This is a genomic window from Streptomyces achromogenes subsp. achromogenes, from assembly GCF_000720835.1.
GTDB lineage: Bacteria > Actinomycetota > Actinomycetes > Streptomycetales > Streptomycetaceae > Streptomyces > Streptomyces achromogenes.
Map to the genome: position 1 here is coordinate 73259 of NZ_JODT01000006.1, position 25495 is coordinate 98753.

Genomic DNA, 25495 nt, shown 5'->3' on the forward strand with positions numbered 1-25495 from the left:
CGCGCACGCCCGACCGGTGTCGGTGTCGGTGCCCCGTGGGAGGATCGGCGGCGGTACTTCTCACACGCAGTCGAAGGGGAGCGCGCGATGGCGACGAAGCCGCCCAAGGGTGATCCGGTCCAGGACGCGCCGCAGGTCGCGGAGCCGAAGCACGCGGCGGCGGGGCTGCCGGCCATCCGGCACACGCTGCGCGTCGCCCAGCGGCAGATGGGGGTGAAGCGCACCGCGCTCACGCTGCTGCGGGTGAACCAGAAGGACGGCTTCGACTGCCCGGGCTGCGCCTGGCCCGAGCCGGACCACCGGCACGCGGCGGAGTTCTGCGAGAACGGCGCCAAGGCGGTCGCCGAGGAGGCCACGCTGCGCCGGGTCACACCGGAGTTCTTCGCCGCGCACTCCGTCGCCGACCTGTCCGCCCGCAGCGGCTACTGGCTGGGCCAGCAGGGCCGGCTCACCCACCCCGTGTACCTGCCCGAGGGCGGCACGCACTACGAGCCGGTCTCCTGGGAGCGGGCCTTCGACATCATCGCCGAGGAGATCGCCGCGCTCGGCTCCCCCGACGAGGCCGTCTTCTACACCTCGGGCCGCACCAGCAACGAGGCCGCGTTCCTGTACCAGCTCTTCGCGCGCGAGCTGGGCACGAACAACCTGCCGGACTGCTCCAACATGTGTCACGAGTCGTCCGGGTCGGCGCTCGGCGAGACCATCGGCATCGGCAAGGGCAGCGTCCTGCTGGAGGACCTGTACCAGGCCGATCTGATCATCGTCGCGGGCCAGAACCCGGGCACGAACCATCCGCGCATGCTGTCCGCGCTGGAGAAGGCCAAGGCGAACGGCGCGAAGATCATCAGCGTCAATCCGCTGCCCGAGGCGGGCCTGGAGCGCTTCAAGAACCCGCAGACGCCCCAGGGCATGGTCCGGGGCGCGGCCCTGACCGACCTGTTCCTGCAGATCCGCATCGGCGGGGACCAGGCGCTCTTCCGGCTCCTGAACAAGCTGATCCTTCAGACGCAGGGCGCTGTCGACGAGGAGTTCGTCCGCGAGCACACCCACGGCTTCGAGGAGTTCGCGACGGTCGCGCGGGCCGCCGACTGGGAGGAGACGCTGGCCGCGACCGGTCTCACGCGCGCGGAGATCGAGCGGGCCCTCGCCATGGTCCTGGCCTCCGAGCGGACGATCGTGTGCTGGGCCATGGGCCTCACCCAGCACAAGCACTCGGTGCCGACCATCCGGGAAGTGGTCAACTTCCTGCTGCTGCGCGGCAACATCGGCCGGCCGGGCGCGGGTGTGTGCCCGGTGCGCGGGCACAGCAACGTCCAGGGCGACCGCACCATGGGCATCTTCGAGCGGCCCGCGCCGGCCTTCCTGGACGCCCTGGAGAGGGAGTTCGGGTTCGCGCCCCCGCGCGAGCACGGCTTCGACGTCGTACGGGCCATCCGCGCGCTGCGCGACGGCCGGGCGAAGGTCTTCTTCGCCATGGGCGGCAACTTCGTGTCCGCCTCGCCCGACACCGAGGTCACCGAGGCGGCGATGCGCCGGGCGCGGCTGACCGTGCACGTGTCGACGAAGCTGAACCGCTCGCACGTGGTCACGGGCGCGCGGGCACTGATCCTGCCCACCCTGGGGCGGACCGAGCGTGATGTGCGGGCGGGCGGCGAGCAGTTCGTGACGGTCGAGGACTCCATGGGCATGGTGCACGCCTCGCGCGGGCGCCTGGCCCCCGCGAGCCCGCACCTGCGCTCCGAGCCGGCCATCGTCTGCGGCCTGGCGCGCCGGGTGCTGGGCGAGCGCAGTGTCGTGCCGTGGGAGGAGTTCGCCGAGGACTACGGGGCGATCCGTGACCGCATCGCGCGCGTGATCCCCGGTTTCGAGGACTTCAACGCGCGCGTGGCCCGGCCCGGCGGCTTCGCGCTGCCGCACGCGCCGCGTGACGAACGGCGTTTCCCGACGGCGACGGGCAAGGCCAACTTCACCGCGGCACCGGTGGAGTACCCGGCGCTGCCCGAGGGCCGGCTGCTGTTGCAGACGCTGCGCTCGCACGACCAGTACAACACCACGATCTACGGTCTGGACGACCGTTACCGGGGCATCAAGGGCGGGCGCCGGGTGGTGCTGGTGCACCCGGAGGACGCCCGCGCGCTCGGGTTCGCCGAGGGGGCTTACGTCGACCTGGTGAGCGAGTGGCAGGACGGGGTGGAGCGGCGGGCGCCCGGCTTCCGGGTCGTGCCGTATCCGACGGCCCGGGGATGCGCGGCTGCGTACTACCCCGAGACGAACGTGCTGGTCCCGCTGGACGCGACCGCCGACACCAGCAACACCCCCGCCAGCAAGTCCGTCGTCGTACGTCTCGAAGCCCACACCGGGGACGCGGCCGGCCGTCTGGAACAATCGGCGGCCGAGTGAGCGTTTGCTCAGCGAGCAGACTGGTGTACGACGGACGGAGCCGGGCCCCATGGGTGAGCAGCAGCAAGTGAAGTTCCCGCAGCAGGTCATCGACGAGTACGCGGCGCTCGGCGTGGACCTGCCCGCCCTGTTCTCGGCCGGGCACCTGGGCACGCGCATGGGCGTACAGATCCTGGAGGCCTCGGCGGACCGGGTCGTCGGGACCATGCCGGTGGAGGGCAACACCCAGCCGTACGGCCTGCTGCACGGGGGCGCCTCCGCGGTGCTGGCGGAGACGCTGGGCTCGGTGGGCTCCATGCTGCACGGGGGCGTCTCGAAGATCGCGGTCGGCGTGGACCTCAACTGCACCCACCACCGCGGGGTCCGCTCGGGTCTGGTGACGGGCGTGGCCACGCCGGTGCACCGGGGCCGGTCGACGGCGACGTACGAGATCGTGATCAGCGACGAGCAGGGCCGCCGGGTCTGCTCGGCCCGCCTGACCTGCCTGCTCCGGGACGCCTGAGCGGACGGCCGGAAGGGCCGTCCGCAGCCACCGAAGGGGGACCATGTCCGACACGCACCACCGGGGCCCGCGGGTGCTGGTCTTCGACGTCAACGAGACGCTCAGCGACTTCACCGCGCTGCGCGGCCGTTTCGAGGACATCGGGGCCCCGGCCGAACTGATGCCGACCTGGTTCGCCGGAGTGCTGCGCGACGGGTTCGCCCTGACGGCCGCGGGCGCGTACGCGGACTTCGCGGCCCTCGCCCTGGACGGTCTGCGCACGCTGCTGCCGGCTGCTCCAGGGTGGACCGGTGACGTCGAGGCGGGCGCCCGGCACGTCCTGGACGGTCTGGCCGAGCTGGAGGTGCACCCCGATGTCCCGGACGGGGTACGGCGGTTGAGCGAGGCCGGATTCCGCCTGGTGACGATGACGAACGGCAACGCGGCGCTGACCAGGCGGCTGCTCGACCGGGCGGGCCTGACGGACCGCTTCGAGGCGCTGCTGGACGTGAGCGGTCCGCGGTGCTGGAAGCCGGCCCCGGCCGCCTACCGGTACGCGGTCGGGCACATCGGTGCGGAACCCGAGGAGGCGCTGATGGTCGCCGTCCACCCCTGGGACGTCGACGGCGCCCTGCGGGCGGGGCTGGGCGGGGCGTGGCTGCGCCGGGAGGCAGCCGCCTACCCGGAGTCCCTGTCCCGCCCCACGTATGCCGTGCGGGGCCTGGTCGAACTCGCTCAGGCGCTGACCGCGGCCGAGGGCTGATCCCACCCGGCGGGCAGCAGGACCCGCCGGATCGGGCGGGTGGATGCCACCGAACCCAGGTGACCGGTGCGCAGCGGGCCGACGGGCGGCAGGTCGAGGAGGTGGAGGTCGCCCGACGGCCAGCCGTCGGGCAGTTCACCCGCCCGCCGCAGGGTCGGCCCGGCCGCGTCCAGATGGTCGAAACGGGCGGCCAGCCCGCGCCCGGCCAGCTTGCTGCCCGCCTCCTTGCGCGTCCACAGCCGGACGAGACCCGCCGCGCGCTCCTCCTCCGGCAGCCCGGCCAGCGCTTGCCGCTCCCCGTCGGTCAGCGCCTTCCGCGCAAGGCGGCCGCTGGTCTCGGCATCGGGTACGACGTCGACGTCGACACCCACCAGCCCCCCGGAGACGACGGCGGCCAGCACCCAGTCACGGCTGTGCGCGACCGAGTAGTCCAGCCGCCCGGCTCCGGCGGTGAACCGGGGCCGTCCGTGCTCCGCCCCGCAGTGCGCGCAGGTCCGGTCGATGCGCAGGCCGCGCGCGGGGAGGCGCAGGTAGTGGCTGCCCAGCGCGCGTTGCAGACCTCGGGAGCTGACGTAGGTGGCACGCGCCGGGCCGTCCGGCAGTGCGTCCGCGCGTGCGGTCTCCTCCTCGGTGAGCAGTTCGCCCCACACCGGATACGCCGAGACGGGCCACGCCCACACATGGAGCTCCCCGGGCCCGGGCGGCACCCCGGCCACCGCCGCGCGCGGCCGTGCCGGGGACGGGACCACGGCGCTCCCCGGTCCGGCGCCGGCCGCCGCCCCGGCCGGGGTCACCTGCCGACGGACAGGGACGTGCCGGCCGGGTCCGCGCCGGGGGCACCGGCCGCGGCCGTCCGGACCCGCCAGCGGTGGACGAGCGTGCGGGAGGTGAGGTACACGAGCAGGCCGTCGCACAGGTGCCAGACGAAATGGGTGCCCAGGGGGAACGAGCCGCAGACCCGCTCGTCCAGCGTGCGGGCGGTCAGCGAGACCGCGAACACCAGTGACGCCCCTGCGAAGGACCCCGCGTAGGCGCGCAGTTCCGCTTCACCCGACATGCGCAGGGCTGCGGTGATGCCGATGAGGAGCAGCAGGACCGGGACGTAGGTGCCGGACTTGTTGGGGATGTGGGGGCCCGCGAGGGCGATGAACAGGGCGAGGAACCCGATGAAGGCGGCGACGCCGAGCAGGCACCGCTTGAGGGGCAGGCCGTGGAACCAGAGCAGGAAGCTCCCCAGGTACCAGAGGACGAAGAGGCCGATCGGGGCGACGTCGAGGACCTGGGACCAGCGGGTGCCGATGGTGTGGAAGGCGAAGCTGCCCAGACCGATGCAGACCATCAGCGGAGTCGTGAAGCCGACGCTGACCGGGATCCCGCGGCCTGCGGCGGCGCGGTCCGGAGCGAGCATCCGCCAGATCGCGAGCGCGGCGATGAGGAAGGAGAGGTTGCTGATCGCGTTGACCGGCTCCGCCCAGAAGGCCGCCGAGACCCGCTCGCAGTACTGGTCGACGTGCTCGTTGAGGTTCATCGGCTGTTTCCTGTCGATTCCTTGTCCGATTCCAGCTCCGCACGGGGGGCGGCGTCCCGCTCCGCGCCGGCGTCGGTGTCCGGCTGGGCGTCGGTCCGCAGGGGGACGGCGAAGCGCTTGGTGTCCAGCAACGGCCCGGCCATCGCCGTGGTGACCACGGCCATGACGACCATCATCGAATAGACGGTGCCGTCGATGAGGTGAAGTTCGAGGCCGACCGAGAGGATGACGAGCTCGGTGAGGCCCCGCATGTTCATCAGGGCCGAGAGCGGCAGCGCCAGCCTGTGGTCCATCCCGGCGAGCCGTGCCCCGCCGTACACGCCGGCCGCCTTGCCGGCCACCGCCACCACGAGGACGAGGACGAGCGTCACCAGTGCCGCCCCGCCGAAGCCCTTGAGGTCGACTTTCGACCCGGCCACCACGAAGTACAGCGGCAGCAGCAGCGCGCCGATGTGGTTCGCTCCCTCGATCACATGCATGCGCAGGTCCTCGAAACCGCCGCGCGGCATGACGGCACCGAACGCGAAGGCGCCGAAGATGTAGTGCACGCCGAGCCATTCGGCGGTCCCGCAGGACAGCAGCAGCCCGACGATGAGAACCGGGAACAGGGCGAGCGGCGGCATCCGGCGGTCCGCGCAGCGGCGCAGCAGCCGGCCGAGCAGCGGGCGGACGACCGCGAGGAGGACCAGGACGTAGACGGGCAGCAGACTGATCCGCCACTGCGTGGCGCTGCCGAAGGCCGCCACCACACCTGCCAGTGCCACCCAGGCCACCAGGTCGCCGAAAGCCGCGGCGGCCAGGGCGATGCCGCCGAGCGGGGTGCCGGTCAGGCGGCGGTCGGCGAGCACCCTGGCCAGTACCGGGAAGGCCGTGACGGACATGGCGATGCCGAGGAAGAGGACGAAGCCGGCCGTGGAGCCGGGGGCGTACCGTCCGGCCAGCGGCAGGGCGAGGAGCACGCCCGCGGCGAGCGGGACGAGGACCGAGCCGCAGGCGACGCCCAGCGCGCTGCCCTTCAGGCCGCGCAGCAGCGTGTGCTCCAGTTCGTAGCCCACGACGAACATGAACAGCGCGAGCCCCAGCCCGGAGAGGGCGGACAGCAGGGGCAGCACATCGGCGGGCATCAGCGCCTCGCGCACCGCCGCGGGGAGCACCAGGGGGCCGCAGACGACGCCCGCGACGATCTCGCCGACGACGGCCGGCTGGCGTACCCGGCGGGCGAGGGCGCCGAAGAATTTGGCCACCGCCAGGAGGACGGCGAGGCTGAGGAAGAAATGGACGGCCGTTGCACTGTTCACGGGTTCACCGCCACGGAGGATGAGGGTCGGGCCTGCGGAGCCGGACGCTCCGCACGGACGATCAGCGCGGCGACGACGGCGCCGAGGGCGAGGAGGGCGACGGGCAGGTAGACGGAGTCGGCCAGGGCGGAGCCGAAGGCGGCCCGGAGTGCCTCGGGGACCGTCGTGCCACCCTTGGTGCCTCCGGCGAGATCCGCGGGCAGGCCGTGAACGGCCATCCGGGATGCCACGACGGCGCCCACCGCGGCGCTGCCGAGGACGGAGCCCACCTGGCGCAGCGCGTTGTACACGCCCGCACCCGCCCCGGCCTGCTCGGGCGGCAGCCGGAGGGTGGCGGCCACGGCGAGCGAGGGCCAGATGCAGGCATTGGCGATGCCGGCCAGCGCGGCGCCGGCGAGGAACAGTCCGACGGGTGAATCGGGGGTCATGAGGAGCGCGAACCCGGCGAGGGTGACCGCGAACAGCGCCAGGCCGGTCACGGGCGCCACCCGTGGGTGCAGCCGATCGCCGAAGAGACCGATGACGGGGACGAACACGATCGCCAGCAGCGCCATCGGGGCCAGCAGCAGCCCGGCCTTCGCCCCGGCCAGGTCGCGTACGGACTCCAGGTAGAGGTAGAGCGGCACCATCACGGCGGCCACCGCGGCAGCGGCGAGACCGACGGCGCAGGCGGCCGCGGCGAAGGCGCGGTCCCGGAAGATGCCGAGCGGCAGCAGCGGATCGGCGGAGGTGCGGGCCTGGTGGGCGACGAAGACACCGAGCACCGCGAGTCCGGCGGCGACCGACCACCAGGTCCAGCCGGCCCAGCCCTGGCTGCCGCCCTCCTGGATGCCGAGGACCAGCAGCGACATGCCGCTGCTGCTGAGCACCAGGCCGGTCAGGTCGAACCGGTGGGTGTGCGCGGGCAGCGCCGGTACGTAGCGGACGGCCAGGGCGAGTCCGGCGAGACCCACGGGGATGTTGACGTAGAAGATCGACTCCCAGCCGGCCCGGTCCACGAGGAGTCCGCCGAGCAGTGGGCCGATGAGATTGGCGAGCCCGGCGACGGCACCCCACAGGCTCATGGCCGCACTGCGCCGCTCCGGCGGGAAGGTCCGCGTGATCACGGCCATGGTCTGCGGGGTCACCAGGGCCGCGCCGACGCCCTGCACGGCGCGGGCCGCGATGAGCGCGCCGATGGTGGGAGCGAGCCCGCAGCCCAGGGAGGCGGCGGTGAACAGGGCGAGCCCGGTGAGGTAGATCCGTTTGGGGCCGAAGTGGTCGCCCAGCCGGCCGGCGGGCAGCAGCAGCGCGGCGAAGGTGAGCAGATAGGCGCTGGTGGCCCAGACGAGGGAGGTGACGTCGGCATGCAGACTGTCCATGATCACCGGGTTGGCGACGGCCACGATGGTCATGTCCAGCACCACCATGAAGTAGCCGACGATCAGCGCGATCAGCGCCGGCCACGGACGGGATGGAGCGGCCACGGGGAGGTCCTCACAGGAGCGTCACGGCAGGGGGCGGTAGGGCGGTCGGGAAGGGGCGGGCCGTTCACTGGAGGCGGCTGACGGCGCGCTTCACCCAGAACGGGGCGACCCCGAGGCCGCGTACGAGCCGGGTGAGCCGGCCGGGCGACGAGGTGCGCATGTGATGGTCGAGCACCGGACCGAACACGACCTGCCAGTACGGCCACCGGCGGCCCAGCCGGCCGAGTTGCTCGCCGATGTCGATCGCCATGACGTGGACGGGTTCCTTGCTGTACGGGTGCGTCTTGACGATGGGCAGCCGCCGGCCGCCGATCCGCTCGTACGCGGGCACGAGTTTCTCGATGGCGTCCAGCACCAGGTAGCGGCAGTCGAGGTGGAAGGCGAGCCGGGCGATCTCCCGGAACAGTGCGAGGACGACGCCCGCGCCCCGGTGTTCGGGGTGGATGGCGAGCCGGGACACCTCGACGAACCGGCCGCGCCAGATGTGCACGGGCAGGCCGGCGGTCTCGGTCTCGATCTCGCTGAGGGCCCGGTCGCCGTCGTTGACCACCACCCGGCCGGTGCCCACCGGTTTCTGCCCCAGCAGGCAGACGAAACTCACCGCGTGGGCGTCGAGCCGGTCGGCCACCTCGGTGCTGTCCTGCACCCCGGCCAGCCGCCCGAAGCGCTGGTTTCCGAGGAGCCGCACCTCGAGGGCCTGACGGTAGGTCGCCTCGTCGGCGACGGTACGCACCGTCAGATACCGGGTCACCCGGCCCGGCCGCACTCCGGCGTTCCTCAGCTCGGGGAAGCCGAAGTCCGGGTCCGTCCCGACCAGGAGGGTCGCGCTGGTGCGCGCCGAGGCCCGGTCCACGATCCGGAAGCCGAACCGGACCCCCGCGGCCTCTTCCCGGCAGCCGGTCAGCTGGGCGGTGAGCCGCCAGTGTCCCAGCCACGGCAGCCAGGCCCGGATGCTGACCGCCATCCCGGGGGCCAGGCAGCGGCCGGGGTCGTCGGCCAGGAGCTCCCCCTGATAGGGGGAGAGCCGGAGCACTCTGACCTCCAGGGGACGGCCGAACAGGACGGCGCTGTCCAGCCGGGCGGTGACCGGCTGCGGCAGCGGACGGGTCCTTCCGGCGCCGAGGCCGGCCGGGAAGCGCGCGACGACACGGCCGTTCCGGTCGTCGATGCTGTAGTCGGTGGTGAACAGCGGGACCAGCCGGCGCCGGCGCAGCCGGGCGGCGTCGGCGCGGAAGGTGAGGGCCAGTCGTCCCTCGGGCGCCAGGTGGGCGAGCCGGTCCGGCTCGGGCACGGACAGCAGGAGCGTACCGTCCGCGGCCCGCTCCTCCAGCACGGCCGTCACCTTGCGCCGGCCCGACCAGATCAACACCTCCGGCCGGTGCAGGTCGGTCTTCCAGTAGGCGTACGTGGTCTCGGGGTTGATCGTTTCCGCGTGAACAAGTTCCATCGTCGCTCTCCTGCTGGCTTGCTGATTCCGCGGCGCCCGGCACTCGGCGCGTCGCGGTGCCGCGTCGCCCACGTGGCTTGACTCCCACGCCCGGCCGGGCCGGCGGCGAAGGATGTGACGACAGGACCTGGCGGACCGCGGGCTCCCTGGGGCGTGCCCGCGGCCGGTCTCCACGCCCCGGACGAGCGCGGACCGCGCCCGCGTCCGTCCGGGGGGGGTGGCTGTGCGGGTGTCGCCGCGTGACGGGGCGGCGGCTCCGTCACGCGGGTCCTGGCGTGTGCGCTCCGCTCAGCCGGCCGTGAAGTGCCGGCGGAACAGGTTCCATCCCTCGGCCCAGTCGCCGAGGCCCGACGCGGCGTTGATGTGCCCCTTGGTCCCGACGTTCAGCAAAGGCGCGGCCAGTTGCCCGGCGACCGCGGTGGCGTGCTCGACGGTGCCGTACGGGTCGTCCTCGCTGGTGACCACGACGACCGGGAACGGCAGTGCGGCCCCGTACGCGGCGGCGGTGAAGCCCTCCGCGTCGGCGGGGAAGTTCTCCCCGCCGGGGTCGGGGGCGGCGACGAGGAACGCGCCGGCCACCTCCTCCAGCCGGCCGGCCTGGTCGCGGGCCCACTCGCCGAGCAGGGTGCAGCCCAGGCTGTGGGCGATGAACACCTTGGGGCCGGACACCGTGGCGAGCGTGTCGGTCAGGTCCTTCACCCACGCGTCGCGCACGGGGCGGTCCCAGGAGTCGTGCTCGACCCACACGCTGTGCCCGGCCTCCCGTTCGTACCACTGGCGCTGCCAGTGGTCGGGACCGGAGTTGCCGATCCCCGCGAGGAACACGTACGTCGGCTGCTGTGTCATGGTCACACCTCGTACTCGACACCCACGCCGTCGAAGCGCAGGCGGTCCTGGATGAAGACGGGCTCGTCGTTCTTGTTGAACCCGGTAAGCAGGCCCGCCTCCATCAGCCGGATGACGATCTGCGAGCCCAGGTCCTTGCGGCCGAGGTCACCGAGCTGCTGGATGACGTCCTTGTAGGAGACGGCCTCCTTCAGCACTGTCTCGAAGACCTCACGGTGGGGCTCCTCCAGAGGCCACTTGACCATGTCCCGGCCCTGTTCGTTGGCCAGCACCTGCTTGGGCTCGAGCCGGAAGCTGGTCGGCTCGACCTTGTAGTAGGGCTTCAGCCGGACCTCGGTGCCGTTCCACTGCAACCGCTTGATGCTGTTGAGCTGCTTGGTGAGCTGGCTGATCCAGCGGACCCGGGCGACGTTCAGCTCGTTGTCGGAGAACTCGTCGCTCAGCTCCTGGCGCTGGTGCCGGCCGATGGCGATCATCGTGGAGGCGCGGTCCCGGAAGTCGGCCACGGACCAGTCGTCGTTCGCGTGGTCGATCGCCACCAGACGGTCGAACCAGGCCTTGCGGCTCAGCCGGTCGTCGTCGGCCTCGCTGATCCGGCGCTTGGTCCAGAACTCGGACTCCGGCTCGGTGAAGGAGGCGAAGGTGTAGAAGGAGGCGAGGAACTCGTGGTACTGCTCGTAGGTCTCGCGGTAGGTGCGGTTGTACCAGGCGTGCACCTCTTGGAGTTCGTCCTCGTGCTGCGTGATCCGGTCGATCGCGGCGGCGGCCGAGACGGCGGACTGGCTGGCGAGGTGGACGCCCTGGGAGAACAGCGGGTCGGTGAAGCAGGCGGCGTCGCCGCAGAGGAAGAACCGGTCGCGGGAGAAGAGTTCGGACTCGTACGACCAGTCGTGGACGATGCGCACCTCGTCCACCATCTCGGCATCGCCCAGGAGGGCCGTGGCCCGCTGGGCCTTGGCCAGGGTCTCCCGGTAGAAGCGGTCCGGGCCCAGCTCCTTGACCTCGGCCGCCTTGGACCGGTCCACGACCAGGCCGACGCTGTACAGGTCGTCCTTGAGCGGGATCATCCACACCCAGCCGTCCTCGAAGGTGATCGAGTACGTGGTGCCCTTCAGGTCGCCGGTGAACGGGTCGGCCTTCTTGAAGTACGACCAGATCGCGAAGTTCTTGTAGAACTCGTCGTAGCGCCGGACCTTCAGCTGCCGGGCCAGCGGACTGCCCGCGCCGCCCGCGTCGATCACGAAGTCACTGGTGACCGTGCGGGACTCCTCGCCCTGGCGCACGGTGAGGGTGACGGAGTCCGGCGCGGAGATGTCCACGTTCGTGACCGGAGTGCCCTCGTTGACGGTGATGCCGCGCTCGCGGACCTCCTCCACCAGGAGCTGGTCGAACTCCTCGCGCTTGACCTGTATGGCGTGGTCGAAGACCCAGGGAGAGGTACGGGGCGTGCTGAACGAGAACGTCCACGGCGCCTGGTCCTGACCCCACAGGAAGGTGGCCGACGGCTTCTTCACAAAGCCCGCCGCGTCGATCTTCTCCTGCAGGCCGAGCCGGTTGAGGATCGACAGGGTGCCGGGCAGAAACGATTCCCCGACGCGGTAGCGCGGGAAGTGGTCGCGCTCGAAGACCTCTACGTCATGGCCGAGCTTCTGCAGGGTCAGGGCGGCAACGCAGCCGGCGGGACCCGCGCCGATGATGGAAACCTTCGCTCGCTTCACTACTGCTCTCCTCAAAGATCTTTCAGAGGGACTTGATGGACTTGATGCGGTTCGGCGCGATGTAGGAGAACCCGCTCGCGGCGTTCTCGAAGAGGCTGAGCCCGGCCTGGAAGCGGCAGTCGCTGCCGATCCGCACACCCGGGGCGACGGTGCAGCTGAGCCCGAAGAAGTTGTCGTCGCCGATCTCGACGCTGTTGCCGCAGTGGAAGTCGGGTGCGACGAAGTTGTTCGACCCGACACGGGAGTGGTGCCCGAAGGTGCTGCGGTAGTTGACGATGTTGAAGTCGCCGAACGTCGTGTTCACGCCCACGTAGTTGTCCGGGCCGATGATGTTGCCCGTGCCGCGCAGTGCCGCGGGGTCGACGCGGGAGGAGGGGTGGACGATGTTGTCGGCCACCAGGCCGTGCTTGACCACGATGTCGTCGATCACCTGCCGGCGCTGGACGACGTCCGACAGGGCCACCACCACATGAGTGCCGGGCCTGGGCTCGAAGCCGGCGAGCGGACGGGTGAGTTCGGCCGGGGCGTGGGCCGGGTCGCCGTCCACCGACAGGTACTGCCGGATGCGGTAGCCCGTCTCCGGGGCGGCGGCGGTGACGTCCTCGACGTACCGGGCGACCTCCAGGGCGAACTTGCCGGCGCCGATGAGGACGAGGTCCTTCATGGCAGGATCCTCCGCTTCTTGAACCGCTCGGAGACGGAGAGTTCCTCGACCACCTGCACCTTGGTGGGTATCTTGAACGGCTCGACCTTGCCGTCGAGGAACGCGTGGACGTGCTTGCGCGCCTCGGCACGGCTGAGCGGACCGCTGGCCTTGATGTCGACGCAGACCGACTGCCCGGTGATGGAGTTGGGCCTGCCGTACACCACGCAGTCGTCGATCAGCGGGCTGCCCAGCAGCAGGGACTCCAGCTCCAGCGGGAGGACCTTCTCACCGCCGACGTTGATGATCTCCTTGGCGCGGCCCCTGACCTTGAGGTAGCCGTCGGCGTTCTCCTCGACCAGGTCGCCGGTGCGGAACCAGCCGTCCTCGGTCAGCGAGTCACTGGGGTAGTTGAGGTACCCCATGAACTGCGTCCTGCTCTTCAGCTGGAGCTCTCCGTCGACGATGCGGTAGCTCACGTTCTCGTCGGAGATCTTGAAGTAGGTGCTGCTGGACGACTCGCTGGTGGTGGTCGAGATGCCCGTCTCGCTGGTGCCGAAGGTCTGGAGCAGCCTGATACGCGGAAGCGCCGTGTGGACGCGCCGGAGCAGCTCCTCGGGCATGGGTTCGGTGCCGTAGGTGATCAGTCGCAGGCTGCCGAGGTCGAACTTCTCGTGGTAGCCGCCGATGAGGATCAGGTTGAGGAACGTGGGGCTCGTGGGCAGCAGCCGGATGCCGTACGTCTCGACCAGGGAGCAGATCTCGTCCGGCGTACGCCGCTCGGGCACCACCGCGGTGCCGCCCACCTTCACCACGCCGAGCAGCGAGTTGATGCCTCCGATGTGGTCGAAGAGGAGGAACATCAGGATGTTCGGCGCCTTGGCCCCCACCCTGGTGCCGGTGCCGACCTTCTCCTCCACCAGGGAGTCGAGGTTGTGCAGGATCGCCTTGGGAGCACCGGTGCTGCCGCTGCTCAGCAGGACCAGGCCCGCCGCTCCGGCCTCGATCAGGGGCCGGTAGGCGTCGGCGGCGCCGTCCGCGCTCCCGCTCATGGCCTCGATGGTGAGGCCGCCGCGGCCGTCGTCGCCGTCCGGCTTGAGCAGGTGCCGGGGATGGCACGACTCGGTGACCGTGGCGAGGGTCGTCTCGGTGAAGGCCACCACCGGCACCACGATGTTCCGGTTGCGGTAGAGCGCGAGAAGGGCGGCGATGGAGCGGAAGGAGAAGTCCGCGTTGAGGACGACGACATCGTGCGGCCGCACCCCGTCCGCGGCCAGCCGCTCCTCCACGCGCCGGATCTCACCGGCCAGGTCACGGTAGGAGTGCGTGACACCCCGGTGGATCACCGCCGGGCGGTCACCGAAGTGGTCGAGTTTGTCCATCAGTTGACTACGCATCAGTTAACTCCGCCCAGGAAGAGCGTCTCGCCGGTGACGAACCCCGATCGCTGGGAGATCAGGAACTCGACGGGTCCGACGATGTCCGCCATCGTGCACATGCGTTTGATCGCCTGCCGTTCGATCAGGGAGTCGACCATCCCTTCGGGAAGCGTCCGGGTGAGCACGGTCCGCACCGGAGGCAGGCCGAGGCCGTTGACCCGGATGCCGAAGCCGGACAGCTCCTTGCTCATGACCCGGGTCAGCTGCTCCACCGCGGCCTTGCTGGCCGAGTAGACCAGCTGGCCGTCCAGCGCCCAGGGCACCGCGACGGTCGAGACGTTGAGGATCGCCGACGACCCTTCGGGGCTCTTCTGGAGCAGCTTCGCCCCCTCCCGGCAGCAGTTGAGCACCGCGAAGAAGTTGAGGTCGAAGATGTCCCGGGCGACCTTCTCCGGCGTCATCATGAAGTGGTTCATGTTCGACGTGCCGGCGTTGTTCACCAGGGCGTCCAGATGGCCGAACTCCCGCCGTATCTCCCGGAACATGCCCTTCACCGCGCGCTGGTCGGTGAGGTCGATGTCGTGGTGGCGGTAGCCCGGACGGTCCAGGGCGGCGGGTTTGCGGCTGCAGCCGACGACCTGGTGTCCCTGGTCGAGGAAGTGTTCGGCAAGGGCCTTGCCCACACCGGTGCGGGTACCGGTAATCAGAATGATCATCTGTCAGTGCAGCCGGTAGCCGATGAGCAGGGGCAGGGTGTACAGCGCCGGACCGATGTCCTCCGCCTTCAGGTCCCTCGACTTGTACTGGGAGGGCACCTCACGCTTGACGACGCGGGTGAAGGCCGGGGTCCCCCTCTGGTGCAGGAGATCCGCCAGCTCCGCGTGGTCGATGACGACGAAGGCCAGCCCGAGGCGCCGGCACAGCCGCATCCGCAGCCCGTCGATGGCGTCCAGCAGCATCGGCTTGTTGCTGGCGTAGAGGATCCGGCCGAACGGGATGTACTTGTGCAGCCGGAGCTTCTTCACGATGACGTAGAGGTATTCGGTGCTGCCGCGCCTGGTGATCAGGTAGTGCCGGCAGTCGAGGTTCTCGTGGTCGAGGAAGATTTTCCGGTCGGCCTCGTCCAGATGCTGGACGATCACCTGCTTACGCGCCTCGATCCGGTAGCCGGCGCCCAAGACACGCAGTGTCGGTACCGGAAGGAACTGCAGGATCTGTGTCTCCAGGTCCTCCCAGCCGAACTTTTTACTGATGTCGTAGACGGTCTGGGTGGGCGTGTAATTGAGGAGCGTCGCCTTCCGGATGGACATCACCGGAAGGAAGAGCTTCAGGCTCTCGTTCCGGTACTCATCCTTCACGAACCAGCTGTGGATCTCGCAAAATTTGTGACGCCGCCCCTGTACGTCCCGCTCGGTGAAGAGGGTGCCGAGGAACCCGACCACCTCGTCACCGTCCTCCATGACGTAGCCGTAATAGCCCTCGTTACCGCCCCACTGGGGCTGGAACATTCGCTTCCGCGACTCGAAGGGAATCCACGACGAATTCAGCGTCGAATCCCTGAGCAATGGGTAGACCTGATGCAGATCCTCCGCCACCGCTTTCCGCACCGTGACCGGCACGAGACACTCCTCCCCCGCCGTGTCGGCGGCTGTCTCAGGCGGCGCTTCCGTGGCCGGTCTCGGCGCCGGCCAGCGCCATCTCCTCCTCGATGAACTCGATCAGCCGCCCGACCCCGCTGAACGGGCTGATCCGCCGCGACACGGCCTTCTCCGAGGTCAGCGAGATCTCGACGTCGTACTCGTCCTCGATCGCCTCCTCGACCAGGGTCAGGAAGTTGACCAGGTGCATGGAGTCGAACACGCCGGAGTCGCCGTACAGGCTGACGTGCAGCAGATCGTCGGTCGGGATCTTCTCGTCCCGTCGCTCGTTGATATCGGCAACGACATTACCGATCAGTTCCAGAAGGCGGTCGCTCACGGCACAGTCCTTTCTCAATGGGCTGTTGCGGGAGGGCCGCCGTACGCTGCCGGCGAAGTGTCGGACGGAGAGCGAAGCAGTGCCCGAAGAAAAAGATGTCGTATACACAACGGCAGTCCCCCCCGCCACTCCGTTGTGGCTCCGAACATGCGTGATCAGCATCAGCGTGTTCGGCGACCACATTCTTATACACAGATGGCAGCGGCCACACCAGATGGTTTGTTACGAGCAGGTAAAAGCTCCTCCCGGTGGCACTCTCCTGCCCGGTGAGGCACTTCGACCGCGGGATCCACGGATGTGACGCTGCGTAACACGCGTGCAATATGCGAGACAACTGGCGAACACGTTGCCCCAAGCCCTCGCGCGACCCCGGGTATCACCCCGACCGCACCCGGACCGAACTGCACCGTCTCAGCATGCGGGCGATCGATCATTGTCTTGTGCCCTGCGGAGCAATGCCTTCAGAAGGACTGGTAACAGCCCTTATGACCAATGAACCCCTTCATGTCATAACAAGAAAGTCACAAGCCCTCCAGCTGCGGTGACCGAACGCACACCCCAGGCCTAGAGTCGCCGCCAGTCACCGGCTCCAACCGAGGGTTCGGTACCGATGCGGGGTCCATACCGTCCGTTCAGGGGACGTCCCGCTACGGAAAGGACTGAATGTGCGACAGCGTTCTCTGACGATCGTCACCTCGCTCCTCACCGCCGGAGCACTCACGCTCACAGCCTGCGGATCGCGCGACAGCAAGGGCAGCGACAGCGGCGAGACGACCGTCGTGATCGGCGTGGACGCCCCGTTGACCGGCCAGAACTCCGCCACCGGCCTGGGCATCCAGTACGGCGTCCAGATCGCCGTCGACGACGCCAACAAGAACAACACCGTGCCCGGGGTCACCTTCGAGGTGAAGGCGCTGGACGACAAGGCGATCCCCGCCAACGGCCAGCAGAACGCCACCTCCCTGGTCTCCGACAAGAAGGTCCTCGGCGTCATCGGCCCCCTCAACTCGGGTGTGGCCACCTCCATGCAGCAGGTCTTCGACACGGCCGGCCTGGTCCAGATCTCCCCGTCCAACACCGCCCCGGAGCTGACCCAGGGCAAGAACTGGCAGACCAGCAAGAAGCGGCCGTACAAGACGTACTTCCGCACCGCCACCACCGACGCCCTCCAGGGCGGGTTCGCGGCCGACTACACCTACAAGACGCTGAAGAAGCGCAAGGTCTACGTCGTCGACGACAAGCAGACCTACGGCGCCGGCCTCGCGAAGCTGTTCACCGCCAACTTCACCAAGGCGGGCGGCAAGGTCGTGGGAACCGACCACGTCAACACCGGCGACAAGGACTTCGCGACCCTGGTCACCAAGGTCAAGAACTCGGGTGCCGACCTCCTCTACTACGGCGGCCAGTACGACGAGTCGCAGATCCTCACCAAGCAGCTCAAGGCCGCCGGCGCCAAGATCCCGCTGTTCGGCGGCGACGGCATGTTCTCCGACACCTACATCAAGACCGCCGGCGCCTCCGCCGAGGGCGACCTCGTCACCTCCGTCGGCGTGCCCGTCACCACGCTGCCCGCCGCCAAGGACTTCGTCGCCACCTACAAGGAGAAGAAGTACCCCGGCGACTACGGCACCTACGGCGGCTACGCCTACGACGCCGCGACCGCGATCATCAAGGCCGTCGGGAAGGTCGTCAAGGACGGCAAGGTACCCTCCGACGCCCGCCGGCAGATCGTGGACGCCGTCCAGAACTCCGACTTCGACGGAGTCTCCGGGCACGTCTCCTTCGACCAGTACGGCGACACCACCAACAAGCAGCTGACCGTCTACCAGGTCAAGAGCGGCAAGTGGGAGCCCGTCAAGAGCGGTACCTACAACCCGGCCTCCTGATCACTCGGGTACCCAGCACACTCCGGGGCCGCGCGGCCACGACGATCCCCACCGCGCGGCCCCACCCCTCTCCGGTTCACGCTCCCATCCATGGAGGCCACGCGGTGAACACGCTGCCGCAGCAACTGGCCAACGGGCTGTTCCTGGGCTCGATGTACGGGCTGATCGCCATCGGCTACACGATGGTGTACGGCATCGTCCAGCTCATCAACTTCGCCCACGGCGAGATATTCATGACCGGCGGCTTCGGCGCGCTCACGGTCTACCTGTACCTTCCCGACGGCACGTCCATGTGGATCGCGCTGCCCGCCATGCTGCTCGGCGGCGTCCTCGTCGCCACCCTCTTCGCCCTGGGCGCCGAGCGGTTCGCCTACCGGCCGCTGCGAGGAGCACCGGTCCTCGCACCGCTCATCACCGCCATCGGTCTCTCCCTCGCCCTGCAGCAGGCCGTCTTCAACTGGTACCCCGACGCAAAATCCGCGCGCGTCTTCCCACAACTGCCCTTCGGCCCGTACCACCTCGGTTCCCTCCGCATCCAGAGCGGCGACGTCTTCCTCATCATCGTCGCGCCCCTCTGCATGACGGCACTCGCGCTGTTCGTCCGCGGCTCCCGCACCGGACGCGCGATGCAGGCCACCGCACAGGACCCGGACACCGCGCAGCTCATGGGCATCGACACCAACCGCATGATCGCCACCGCGTTCGCCATCGGCGGTGTGTTCGCGGGCATCGCCGGTGTCGCCTTCGGCCTCAAGTACGGCTCCGTCCAGTACGACATGGGCTTCCAGGCCGGTCTGCACGCCTTCACCGCGGCCGTCCTCGGCGGCATCGGGAACGTCTACGGCGCCATGCTCGGCGGTCTCGTCCTCGGCCTGGCCGAGGCGATGGCCACCGCGTACATCGCCAACATCCCCGGCATGGAGCAGCTCGGCGGTCAGGGCTGGGCCTCCGTCTGGGCGTTCGTCCTGCTCATCCTGGTCCTGCTGCTGCGGCCCCAGGGCCTGCTCGGCGAACGCGTCGCGGACAGGGCGTGATCCCCATGGCCGACACCACCCCCCTGATCCCGCTCCCCCGCTCCGCCGCCCGGCTCCTCATCGCCGCCGGCGCCGTCGCGACCATCGCCAGCACGTTCATGTCGTGGACCTGGACGCCCGACTTTCCCGGCGACCTGACCGTATACGGCTACCCCGCGGGGCTCCAGGTGATCGCCCTCGTCGCCGGTCTGCTCACCCTGCTGTTCTCGCTCACCCTGTGGAACGTGCGCGGCCTGCGCCGGCTCAACCCCACGGGCGCCACGACGCCCTACCTGTTCATCGCGCTCTCCGGGTTCGCGGTCTGCTGGTACACCGCCATCGCCATCGCCGTCGACCTCGGCGGCCTCGTCAACCTGGACCCGGGCGGCTACGTCGCCGTCGTCGCCTCGGCGCTCCCGGTACTCGGCGCCCTCGCCCTGCCCCGGCCTGGCAGCGGCGCACGGCACTACTTCACCAAGCCGGAACAGCCCGCCCCCGCCCGGCCGCTCACCGGCTGGACCCCGTACGCGATCATCATCGCCGGCATCGCCCTCGGCCTCCTCGCCTTCACCTACGGCATCGGCATCAGCCCGGACGAGAGCGAGACCTTCATCGGGTTCAGCCTCCTCGTCCTCTTCGCGGCCTGGGCGCTCGTGCACGCCGGACAGCTCGACCGGTTCTCCGCCCTGTGCGCACAGCACAAGGGCTTCGCCACCACGGCCGCCTTCATCGCCGCGGCGATCTTCCCCTTCACCCAGAGCGACGACCACAACGCCAACCTGGGCGTGAACATCCTCATCTTCGGCACCGTCGCCCTCGGCCTGAACATCGTGGTCGGCCTCACCGGACTTCTCGACCTGGGCTACGTCGCCTTCCTCGGCGTCGGCGCCTACGCCGCGGCCCTGGTGTCCGGCTCCGAGTACTCCCGCTTCGCCGGCACCCAGTTCCCGTTCTGGGCCGCCGCCCTGGTGGGCATGGCCGCCTCGCTGGTCTTCGGTGTACTCATCGGCGCGCCGACGCTGCGCCTGCGCGGTGACTACCTGGCCATCGTCACCATCGGCTTCGGCGAGATCTTCCGCATCGCGGTGAACAACATGGACGGCACCTCGGGACCCGACATCACCAACGGCCCCGACGGCATCCCGGCCATCCCCGACCTGAAGATCCTCGGGTTCGACTTCGGCGACCAGCACGCCGTCGCGGGGGCCACCCTGGGCCGGTTCGCCAACTACTTCTTCCTGATGCTGCTCATCACGGCCCTGGTGGTACTCGTCTTCACCCGGGCCGCCAACTCGCGCATCGGCCGCGCCTGGATCGCGATCCGCGAGGACGAGACGGCCGCCGTCGCCATGGGCATCAACGGCTTCCGCGTCAAGCTCGTCGCGTTCGCGCTCGGCGCCTCCCTGGCCGGCCTGGCCGGAACCGTCAGCGCGCACGTCACCTACAACGTCGTACCCACCCCGTACCAGTTCGCCGGCTCCACACCGCCCAACTCCGCGTTCCTGCTGGCCGCGGTCGTCCTCGGCGGCATGGGCACCGTGAGCGGTCCGCTCATCGGCGCGGCCCTGCTCTATCTCCTGCCGGAGAAGCTCACCTTCCTCCAGCAGTACGAGCTGCTTGCCTTCGGACTCGCGCTCGTCATCCTGATGCGCTTCCGCCCCGAGGGACTCATCGCCAACCGACGACGTCAGCTGGAGTTCCACGAGACCGGCCAGCTGGACGTACCCGACTCACCCGAGCTGCCCGACAGCACCGTCGGCGTCACCAAGGCAGGTGCGTGATCCCGTGACCACCACAGCCACCGACACGGTCCTTCAGGCCCGGGGAGTCACCATGCGGTTCGGCGGCCTGACCGCCGTGCGCGAGGTCGACCTCACCGTGCGCAGCGGCGAGATCGTGGGCCTGATCGGGCCCAACGGCGCCGGAAAGACGACCTTCTTCAACTGCCTCACGGGTCTGTACGTCCCCACCCAGGGCACCGTCTCCTACCGGGGCACGGTACTGCCCCCCAAGCCGCATCTGGTGACGAAGGCGGGCATCGCACGCACCTTCCAGAACATCAGGCTGTTCGCGAACATGACCGTCCTGGAGAACGTCATGGTCGGCCGGCACACCCGCACCAAGGAAGGCCTGTGGTCCGCCCTGCTGCGCGGCCCCGGCTTCCGCAAGGCCGAACAGGCCGGCGAGGAACGCTCGATGGAGCTCCTGGAGTTCGTCGGCCTCGCCCACAAACGCGACCACCTGGCGCGCAACCTGCCCTACGGCGAACAGCGCCGGCTGGAGATCGCGCGGGCACTGGCCAGCGAGCCGGGCCTGCTGCTGCTGGACGAACCGACGGCCGGCATGAACCCGCAGGAGACCCGGACCACCGAGGAACTGGTCTTCGCCATCCGGGACAAGGGCATCGCCGTGCTCGTCATCGAGCACGACATGCGCTTCATCTTCAACCTCTGCGACCGCGTCGCCGTCCTCGTCCAGGGCCGGAAGCTGGTCGAGGGCACCTCCGACGTCGTCCAGGCCGACGAACGCGTCGTCGCCGCCTATCTGGGCGAGCCCTTCGAGGGCGACCCGGGCGAGGCCGAGGCCGCGGAAGTGGAGGCCGCGGAGGCGCAGGCCGCCGAGGCCGGCTCGGACACCGAGACCGCCGACGCGGAGAGCACCAGCACCACCAAGGGAGAGCCCCAGTGACCGCACTGCTGGAGGTCGAGGACCTCAAGGTCGCCTACGGCAAGATCGAGGCCGTCAAGGGCATCTCGTTCAGCGTCGAGGCCGGCCAGGTCGTCACCCTCATCGGAACCAACGGCGCCGGCAAGACGACCACCCTGCGCACCCTCTCGGGCCTGCTGAAGCCCAGCTCGGGCAAGATCGTCTTCGACGGCAGGCCCCTGAACGGCGTCCCGGCGCACAAGATCGTCGCGCTCGGGCTCGCCCACTCCCCCGAAGGCCGGCACATCTTCCCGCGCCTGACCATCGCCGAGAACCTCCAGCTCGGCGCCTTCCTCCGCAAGGACAAGCCCGGCATCGAGAAGGACATCCAGCGCGCCTACGACCTCTTCCCCATCCTCGGGGAACGCCGCAAACAGGCCGCCGGCACCCTCTCCGGCGGCGAACAGCAGATGCTCGCGATGGGCAGGGCACTGATGTCCCAGCCGAAGCTGCTCATGCTGGACGAGCCCTCCATGGGCCTGTCGCCGATCATGATGCAGAAGATCATGGCGACGATCGCCGAGCTGAAGGCACAGGGCACCACGATCCTGCTGGTCGAGCAGAACGCCCAGGCGGCACTCTCCCTCGCCGACCGGGGCCACGTCATGGAGATCGGCACCATCGTGCTCTCCGGAACCGGCCGGGACCTGCTGCACGACGAGTCGGTACGGAAGGCGTACCTGGGCGAGGACTGACCCCCGCGGATACGACACGAGGCCCGCGCCCCTTCCCCGGGGCGCGGGCCTCGTCGCACCGCTCGTGCTCAGCCCTTCTTGGCCGCCTTCTTCTCCTCGTTGTCCGCGATGACCGCCTCGGCGACCTGCTGCATCGACATGCGGCGGTCCATGGAGGTCTTCTGGATCCAGCGGAAGGCGGCGGGCTCGGTCAGCCCGTACTCGGTCTGCAGGATGGACTTCGCCCGGTCGACCAGCTTGCGGGTCTCCAGCCGCTGGCTGAGGTCGGCGACCTCCTTCTCCAGCTCCCGCAGCTCGGCGAACCGGGAGACGGCCATCTCGATCGCCGGGACGACGTCGCTCTTGCTGAAGGGCTTGACCAGGTAGGCCATGGCACCGGCGTCCCGCGCGCGCTCCACCAGGTCGCGCTGGGAGAAGGCGGTGAGCATCAGGACGGGCGCGATGGACTCCTCGGCGATCTTCTCGGCCGCGGAGATGCCGTCGAGCTTGGGCATCTTCACGTCCAGGATGACCAGGTCCGGCTTGTGCTCACGGGCCAGCTCGACGGCCTGCTCACCGTCTCCGGCCTCGCCTACGACGGTGTACCCCTCCTCCTCCAGCATCTCCTTCAGGTCGAGCCGGATCAGGGCCTCGTCCTCGGCGATGACGACACGGGTCGTCAGCGGAGGCACGTGCGACTTGTCGTCGTCGGTCACGTCTACGGGCTGGGGCGACTCGGGGGCGGTCACTGAGGCTCCTTGATACGGGGCAGGCCGGTACTGCTGACAAGAGCCTACCTAGCTACGATAAGGTGGACGCGCGGAGGGTGACCTCCGACCTTTATTTTGCAGGAAGCCCCGGTAGCCCAGCGGGAGAGGCACGGTGCTCAAACCACCGACAGCGTGGGTTCGAATCCCACCCGGGGCACTTTCCTTCGATTCCAAGGTCAGCTTGTAAAGCGGAGGACCACGTTCGCGTGGTCCTCCGCTTTTTGCTGCGTGTCGCCGTTACCACTCTCGCATGGTGTCCACATGTACGACATCAGCACGCGCAAGCGAGCGGTGGCGCTAGTAGCGCAGGGTCGCAGCCTCAACTCCGTCAGCAGGGAATTGGGCGTGTCCCGGTACGCAATTCGTTCCTGGCAGACGCACATCGAGCCTCGGGGACGCGTCGGAAGGCCGTGCCCTCGCTGCCAGGAGGTCCCCGGGCCGCCCCAGGACCCGGCCGCCTACGCCTACCTTCTCGGCCTCTACCTCGGCGACGGCTGCATCAGTGCTCATCGCAGGGGCGTCTACGTCCTGCGCGTCGTTCTGGACACGGCCTGGCCGGGCATCATCGACGCCTGTGAGGCGGCCTTCCGCGCCGTGCGTCCGGACAACAGCGTCTGCCGTGTCCACCGACAAGGCTGCGCGGTGGTCACCGGCACCAGCAAACACTGGCCCTGCCTCTTCCCCCAGCACGGTCCCGGGCCCAAGCACGAGCGCGAGATCGTCCTCGAACCCTGGCAGCGAACCGTCGTCGACGCCCGCCCCTGGGACTTCGTCCGAGGCCTCATCCACTCGGACGGATGCCGTATCACCAACTGGACGACCCGTGTGGTCGCCGGTGAGCGCAAGCGGTACGAGTATCCGCGGTACTTCTTCACCAACAAGTCGGACGACATCCGGGACCTGTACACCGACACCCTCGACAGCCTGGGCGTCGAGTGGACTCAGTTCGCGCGCAACGGCAACGCTTACAACATCTCCGTCGCCAAGAAGGCCTCCGTAGCCCTCATGGACACCCACGTAGGCCCCAAGCACTGACCGGGGCCCCGGGCGTCATTTCGGGCTGTCGTCCTCGCCGATGTGGTGGACTCGGACCATGTTGGTGGAGCCGGAGACCCCGGGCGGGGAGCCCGCGGTGATCACCACGATGTCGCCCTTCTGACAGCGGCCGTAGCGCAGGAGCAGTTCGTCGACCTGGTCGACCATGGCGTCCGTGGAGTTCACGTGCGGGCCGAGGTACGTCTCGGTGCCCCAGGTGAGGCTGAGCTGGGAGCGGGTGGCCGGTTCGGGGGTGAAGGCGAGCAGCGGGATCGGTGAGCGGTAGCGGGAGAGCCGGCGGGCGGTGTCCCCGGACTGGGTGAAGGCGACCAGGAACTTCGCGCCGAGGAAGTCGCCCATGTCGGCGGCGGCCCGGGCGACGGCGCCGCCCTGGGTGCGCGGTTTGCTGCGTTCGGTCAGCGGCGGCAGCCCCTTGGCCAGCATGTCCTCCTCGGCCGCCGCGACGATCTTCGCCATGGTGCGCACGGTCTCGACCGGGTACTTGCCGACGCTGGTCTCGCCGGAGAGCATCACCGCGTCCGTGCCGTCGAGGACCGCGTTGGCGACGTCGGAGGCCTCGGCGCGGGTGGGCCGGGAGTTCTCGATCATGGAGTCCAGCATCTGGGTGGCGACGATCACCGGTTTGGCGTTGCGCCGGGCGAGAGCGATGGCGCGCTTCTGGACGATCGGTACCTGCTCCAGCGGCATTTCCACGCCGAGGTCGCCGCGGGCGACCATGAGTCCGTCGAAGGCGGCCACGATGCCGTCGAGGTTCCGTACCGCCTGGGGTTTCTCGATCTTGGCGATGGCGGGGAGGCGGCGGCCTTCCTCGGCCATGATCCGGTGCACGTCCACGGCGTCGTCGCCGCTGCGGACGAAGGAGAGGGCGACCAGGTCGAAGCCGGTGCGCAGCGCCCAGCGCAGGTCGTCCTCGTCCTTCTTGGACAGGGCGGGGACGGAGACGGCGACGCCGGGGAGGTTCAGTCCCTTGTGGTCGGAGACGACGCCGCCTTCGATCACCCGGGTGTGGACGCGGGGGCCGTCGACCTCGGTGACTTCCAGGCAGACCTTGCCGTCGTCCACGAGGACGCGTTCGCCGGGGGTGACGTCGGCGGCGAGGCCGGCGTAGGTGGTGCCGCACCGGTGGCGGTCGCCCTCGACGCCGTCCTCCACGGTGATGGTGAAGGTGTCGTCGCGTTCAAGGAGTACCGGTCCTTCGGCGAAGCGGCCGAGCCGGATCTTCGGGCCTTGAAGGTCGGCGAGGATTCCGACGCTGCGGCCGGTCTCGTCGGCCGCTTTGCGGACTCGCCGGTAACGCTCCTCGTGTTCGGCGTGGGTGCCGTGGCTGAGGTTGAACCGGGCGACGTCCATTCCGGCCTCGACCAGTGCCTTGATCCGGTCGTACGAGTGGGTGGCGGGCCCCAGTGTGCAGACGATTTTTGCTCGGCGCATGGGTCGAGCCTAG

General features: G+C 69.6%; 23 protein-coding genes and 1 tRNA gene. 10 read left to right on the forward strand and 14 right to left on the reverse strand.

Annotation, left to right across the window (positions count from 1 at the left end; translation table 11 throughout):
• The first annotated feature begins 87 nt into the window (after positions 1-87).
• Genes IH25_RS0107915 through IH25_RS0107925 form a run of 3 tightly spaced genes read left to right on the forward strand, consistent with a single transcriptional unit; the run spans position 88 to position 3644 of the window.
• Positions 88-2400 (forward strand): FdhF/YdeP family oxidoreductase, encoded by a 2313-nt coding sequence (locus IH25_RS0107915; RefSeq protein ID WP_030605267.1) that lies wholly within the window; start codon positions 88-90, stop codon positions 2398-2400.
• A 49-nt stretch (positions 2401-2449) separates the two neighbouring features.
• Entirely contained in the window at positions 2450-2902 is a 453-nt protein-coding gene (locus IH25_RS0107920) for a hotdog fold thioesterase (RefSeq protein WP_030605269.1), read from the forward strand.
• Positions 2903-2945: 43 nt separating this feature from the next.
• Complete coding sequence (locus IH25_RS0107925; protein WP_030605273.1) at positions 2946-3644, forward strand: haloacid dehalogenase type II; 699 nt, start codon at positions 2946-2948, stop codon at positions 3642-3644.
• On the opposite strand, the gene IH25_RS38525 is transcribed toward IH25_RS0107925, so the two are convergent.
• The 12 genes from IH25_RS38525 to IH25_RS0107985 form a co-directional block, all read right to left on the reverse strand.
• Positions 3617-4324, reverse strand: coding sequence for a 4'-phosphopantetheinyl transferase family protein (locus tag IH25_RS38525; protein WP_157846951.1), 708 nt, complete (start codon positions 4322-4324; stop codon positions 3617-3619). The two genes, IH25_RS0107925 and IH25_RS38525, sit on opposite strands and share 28 nt — an antisense overlap.
• 110 nt (positions 4325-4434) lie before the next feature.
• Entirely contained in the window at positions 4435-5172 is a 738-nt protein-coding gene (locus IH25_RS0107935) for a ceramidase domain-containing protein (RefSeq protein ID WP_051753822.1), read from the reverse strand.
• Entirely contained in the window at positions 5169-6470 is a 1302-nt protein-coding gene (locus IH25_RS0107940) for a cation:proton antiporter (RefSeq protein WP_051753823.1), read from the reverse strand. Before IH25_RS0107940 ends, IH25_RS0107935 begins: the two co-directional genes overlap by 4 nt.
• Positions 6467-7936, reverse strand: coding sequence for a DHA2 family efflux MFS transporter permease subunit (locus IH25_RS0107945; RefSeq protein ID WP_030605286.1), 1470 nt, complete (start codon positions 7934-7936; stop codon positions 6467-6469). The genes IH25_RS0107940 and IH25_RS0107945 overlap by 4 nt, the downstream gene beginning before the upstream one ends.
• Positions 7937-8000: 64 nt before the next feature.
• Positions 8001-9383 carry a GNAT family N-acetyltransferase gene (locus IH25_RS0107950; RefSeq protein ID WP_030605289.1) on the reverse strand — a complete coding sequence of 461 codons (1383 nt, stop codon included), beginning with the start codon at positions 9381-9383 and terminating at the stop codon, positions 8001-8003.
• A 288-nt stretch (positions 9384-9671) separates the two neighbouring features.
• Positions 9672-10229 (reverse strand): RBBP9/YdeN family alpha/beta hydrolase, encoded by a 558-nt coding sequence (locus IH25_RS0107955; RefSeq protein ID WP_030605291.1) that lies wholly within the window; start codon positions 10227-10229, stop codon positions 9672-9674.
• 2 nt (positions 10230-10231) lie between these two features.
• Complete coding sequence (cmlS, locus tag IH25_RS0107960; protein ID WP_030605293.1) at positions 10232-11947, reverse strand: chloramphenicol-biosynthetic FADH2-dependent halogenase CmlS; 1716 nt, start codon at positions 11945-11947, stop codon at positions 10232-10234.
• A gap of 22 nt (positions 11948-11969) precedes the next feature.
• Positions 11970-12611 carry an LbetaH domain-containing protein gene (locus IH25_RS0107965; RefSeq protein WP_030605296.1) on the reverse strand — a complete coding sequence of 214 codons (642 nt, stop codon included), beginning with the start codon at positions 12609-12611 and terminating at the stop codon, positions 11970-11972.
• On the reverse strand, positions 12608-13987 hold the full coding sequence (locus tag IH25_RS0107970) for an ANL family adenylate-forming protein (protein WP_030605298.1): 1380 nt from the start codon (positions 13985-13987) through the stop codon (positions 12608-12610). The genes IH25_RS0107965 and IH25_RS0107970 overlap by 4 nt, the downstream gene beginning before the upstream one ends.
• Complete coding sequence (locus tag IH25_RS0107975; RefSeq protein WP_030605300.1) at positions 13987-14685, reverse strand: SDR family NAD(P)-dependent oxidoreductase; 699 nt, start codon at positions 14683-14685, stop codon at positions 13987-13989. The genes IH25_RS0107970 and IH25_RS0107975 overlap by 1 nt, the downstream gene beginning before the upstream one ends.
• 3 nt (positions 14686-14688) lie before the next feature.
• Positions 14689-15588 (reverse strand): GNAT family N-acetyltransferase, encoded by a 900-nt coding sequence (locus tag IH25_RS0107980; protein WP_342447338.1) that lies wholly within the window; start codon positions 15586-15588, stop codon positions 14689-14691.
• 34 nt (positions 15589-15622) lie between these two features.
• Positions 15623-15946 carry a hypothetical protein gene (locus tag IH25_RS0107985; RefSeq protein ID WP_030605305.1) on the reverse strand — a complete coding sequence of 108 codons (324 nt, stop codon included), beginning with the start codon at positions 15944-15946 and terminating at the stop codon, positions 15623-15625.
• Positions 15947-16611: 665 nt separating this feature from the next.
• On the opposite strand from IH25_RS0107985, the gene IH25_RS0107990 reads away from it, so the two are divergent.
• The 5 genes from IH25_RS0107990 (at position 16612) to IH25_RS0108010 (ending at position 22246) form a co-directional block, all read left to right on the forward strand.
• Entirely contained in the window at positions 16612-17832 is a 1221-nt protein-coding gene (locus tag IH25_RS0107990; RefSeq protein WP_245172728.1) for a branched-chain amino acid ABC transporter substrate-binding protein, read from the forward strand.
• 104 nt (positions 17833-17936) lie between these two features.
• Complete coding sequence (locus IH25_RS0107995; RefSeq protein ID WP_030605310.1) at positions 17937-18866, forward strand: branched-chain amino acid ABC transporter permease; 930 nt, start codon at positions 17937-17939, stop codon at positions 18864-18866.
• A gap of 5 nt (positions 18867-18871) precedes the next feature.
• On the forward strand, positions 18872-20626 hold the full coding sequence (locus IH25_RS0108000; protein ID WP_030605312.1) for a branched-chain amino acid ABC transporter permease: 1755 nt from the start codon (positions 18872-18874) through the stop codon (positions 20624-20626).
• 52 nt (positions 20627-20678) lie between these two features.
• Complete coding sequence (locus tag IH25_RS0108005; RefSeq protein ID WP_051753828.1) at positions 20679-21533, forward strand: ABC transporter ATP-binding protein; 855 nt, start codon at positions 20679-20681, stop codon at positions 21531-21533.
• Positions 21530-22246 carry an ABC transporter ATP-binding protein gene (locus tag IH25_RS0108010; RefSeq protein ID WP_030605317.1) on the forward strand — a complete coding sequence of 239 codons (717 nt, stop codon included), beginning with the start codon at positions 21530-21532 and terminating at the stop codon, positions 22244-22246. Before IH25_RS0108005 ends, IH25_RS0108010 begins: the two co-directional genes overlap by 4 nt.
• A 68-nt stretch (positions 22247-22314) precedes the next feature.
• Here the strand turns inward: IH25_RS0108010 and IH25_RS0108015 are convergent, their stop codons facing one another.
• Positions 22315-22974: an ANTAR domain-containing response regulator gene (locus tag IH25_RS0108015; protein WP_030605319.1), complete on the reverse strand. Its 660-nt coding sequence runs from the start codon at positions 22972-22974 to the stop codon at positions 22315-22317.
• Between the two features lie 105 nt (positions 22975-23079).
• Here IH25_RS0108015 and IH25_RS0108020 point away from each other — a divergent pair.
• A tRNA-Leu gene (locus IH25_RS0108020) sits at positions 23080-23152 on the forward strand.
• Positions 23153-23256: 104 nt separating this feature from the next.
• Positions 23257-24030, forward strand: a complete 774-nt coding sequence (locus IH25_RS0108025; protein WP_030605321.1) for a helix-turn-helix domain-containing protein — start codon at positions 23257-23259, stop codon at positions 24028-24030.
• 15 nt (positions 24031-24045) lie between these two features.
• On the opposite strand, the gene pyk is transcribed toward IH25_RS0108025, so the two are convergent.
• Positions 24046-25482, reverse strand: a complete 1437-nt coding sequence (pyk, locus tag IH25_RS0108030; RefSeq protein ID WP_030605323.1) for a pyruvate kinase — start codon at positions 25480-25482, stop codon at positions 24046-24048.
• Positions 25483-25495: the final 13 nt, after the last annotated feature.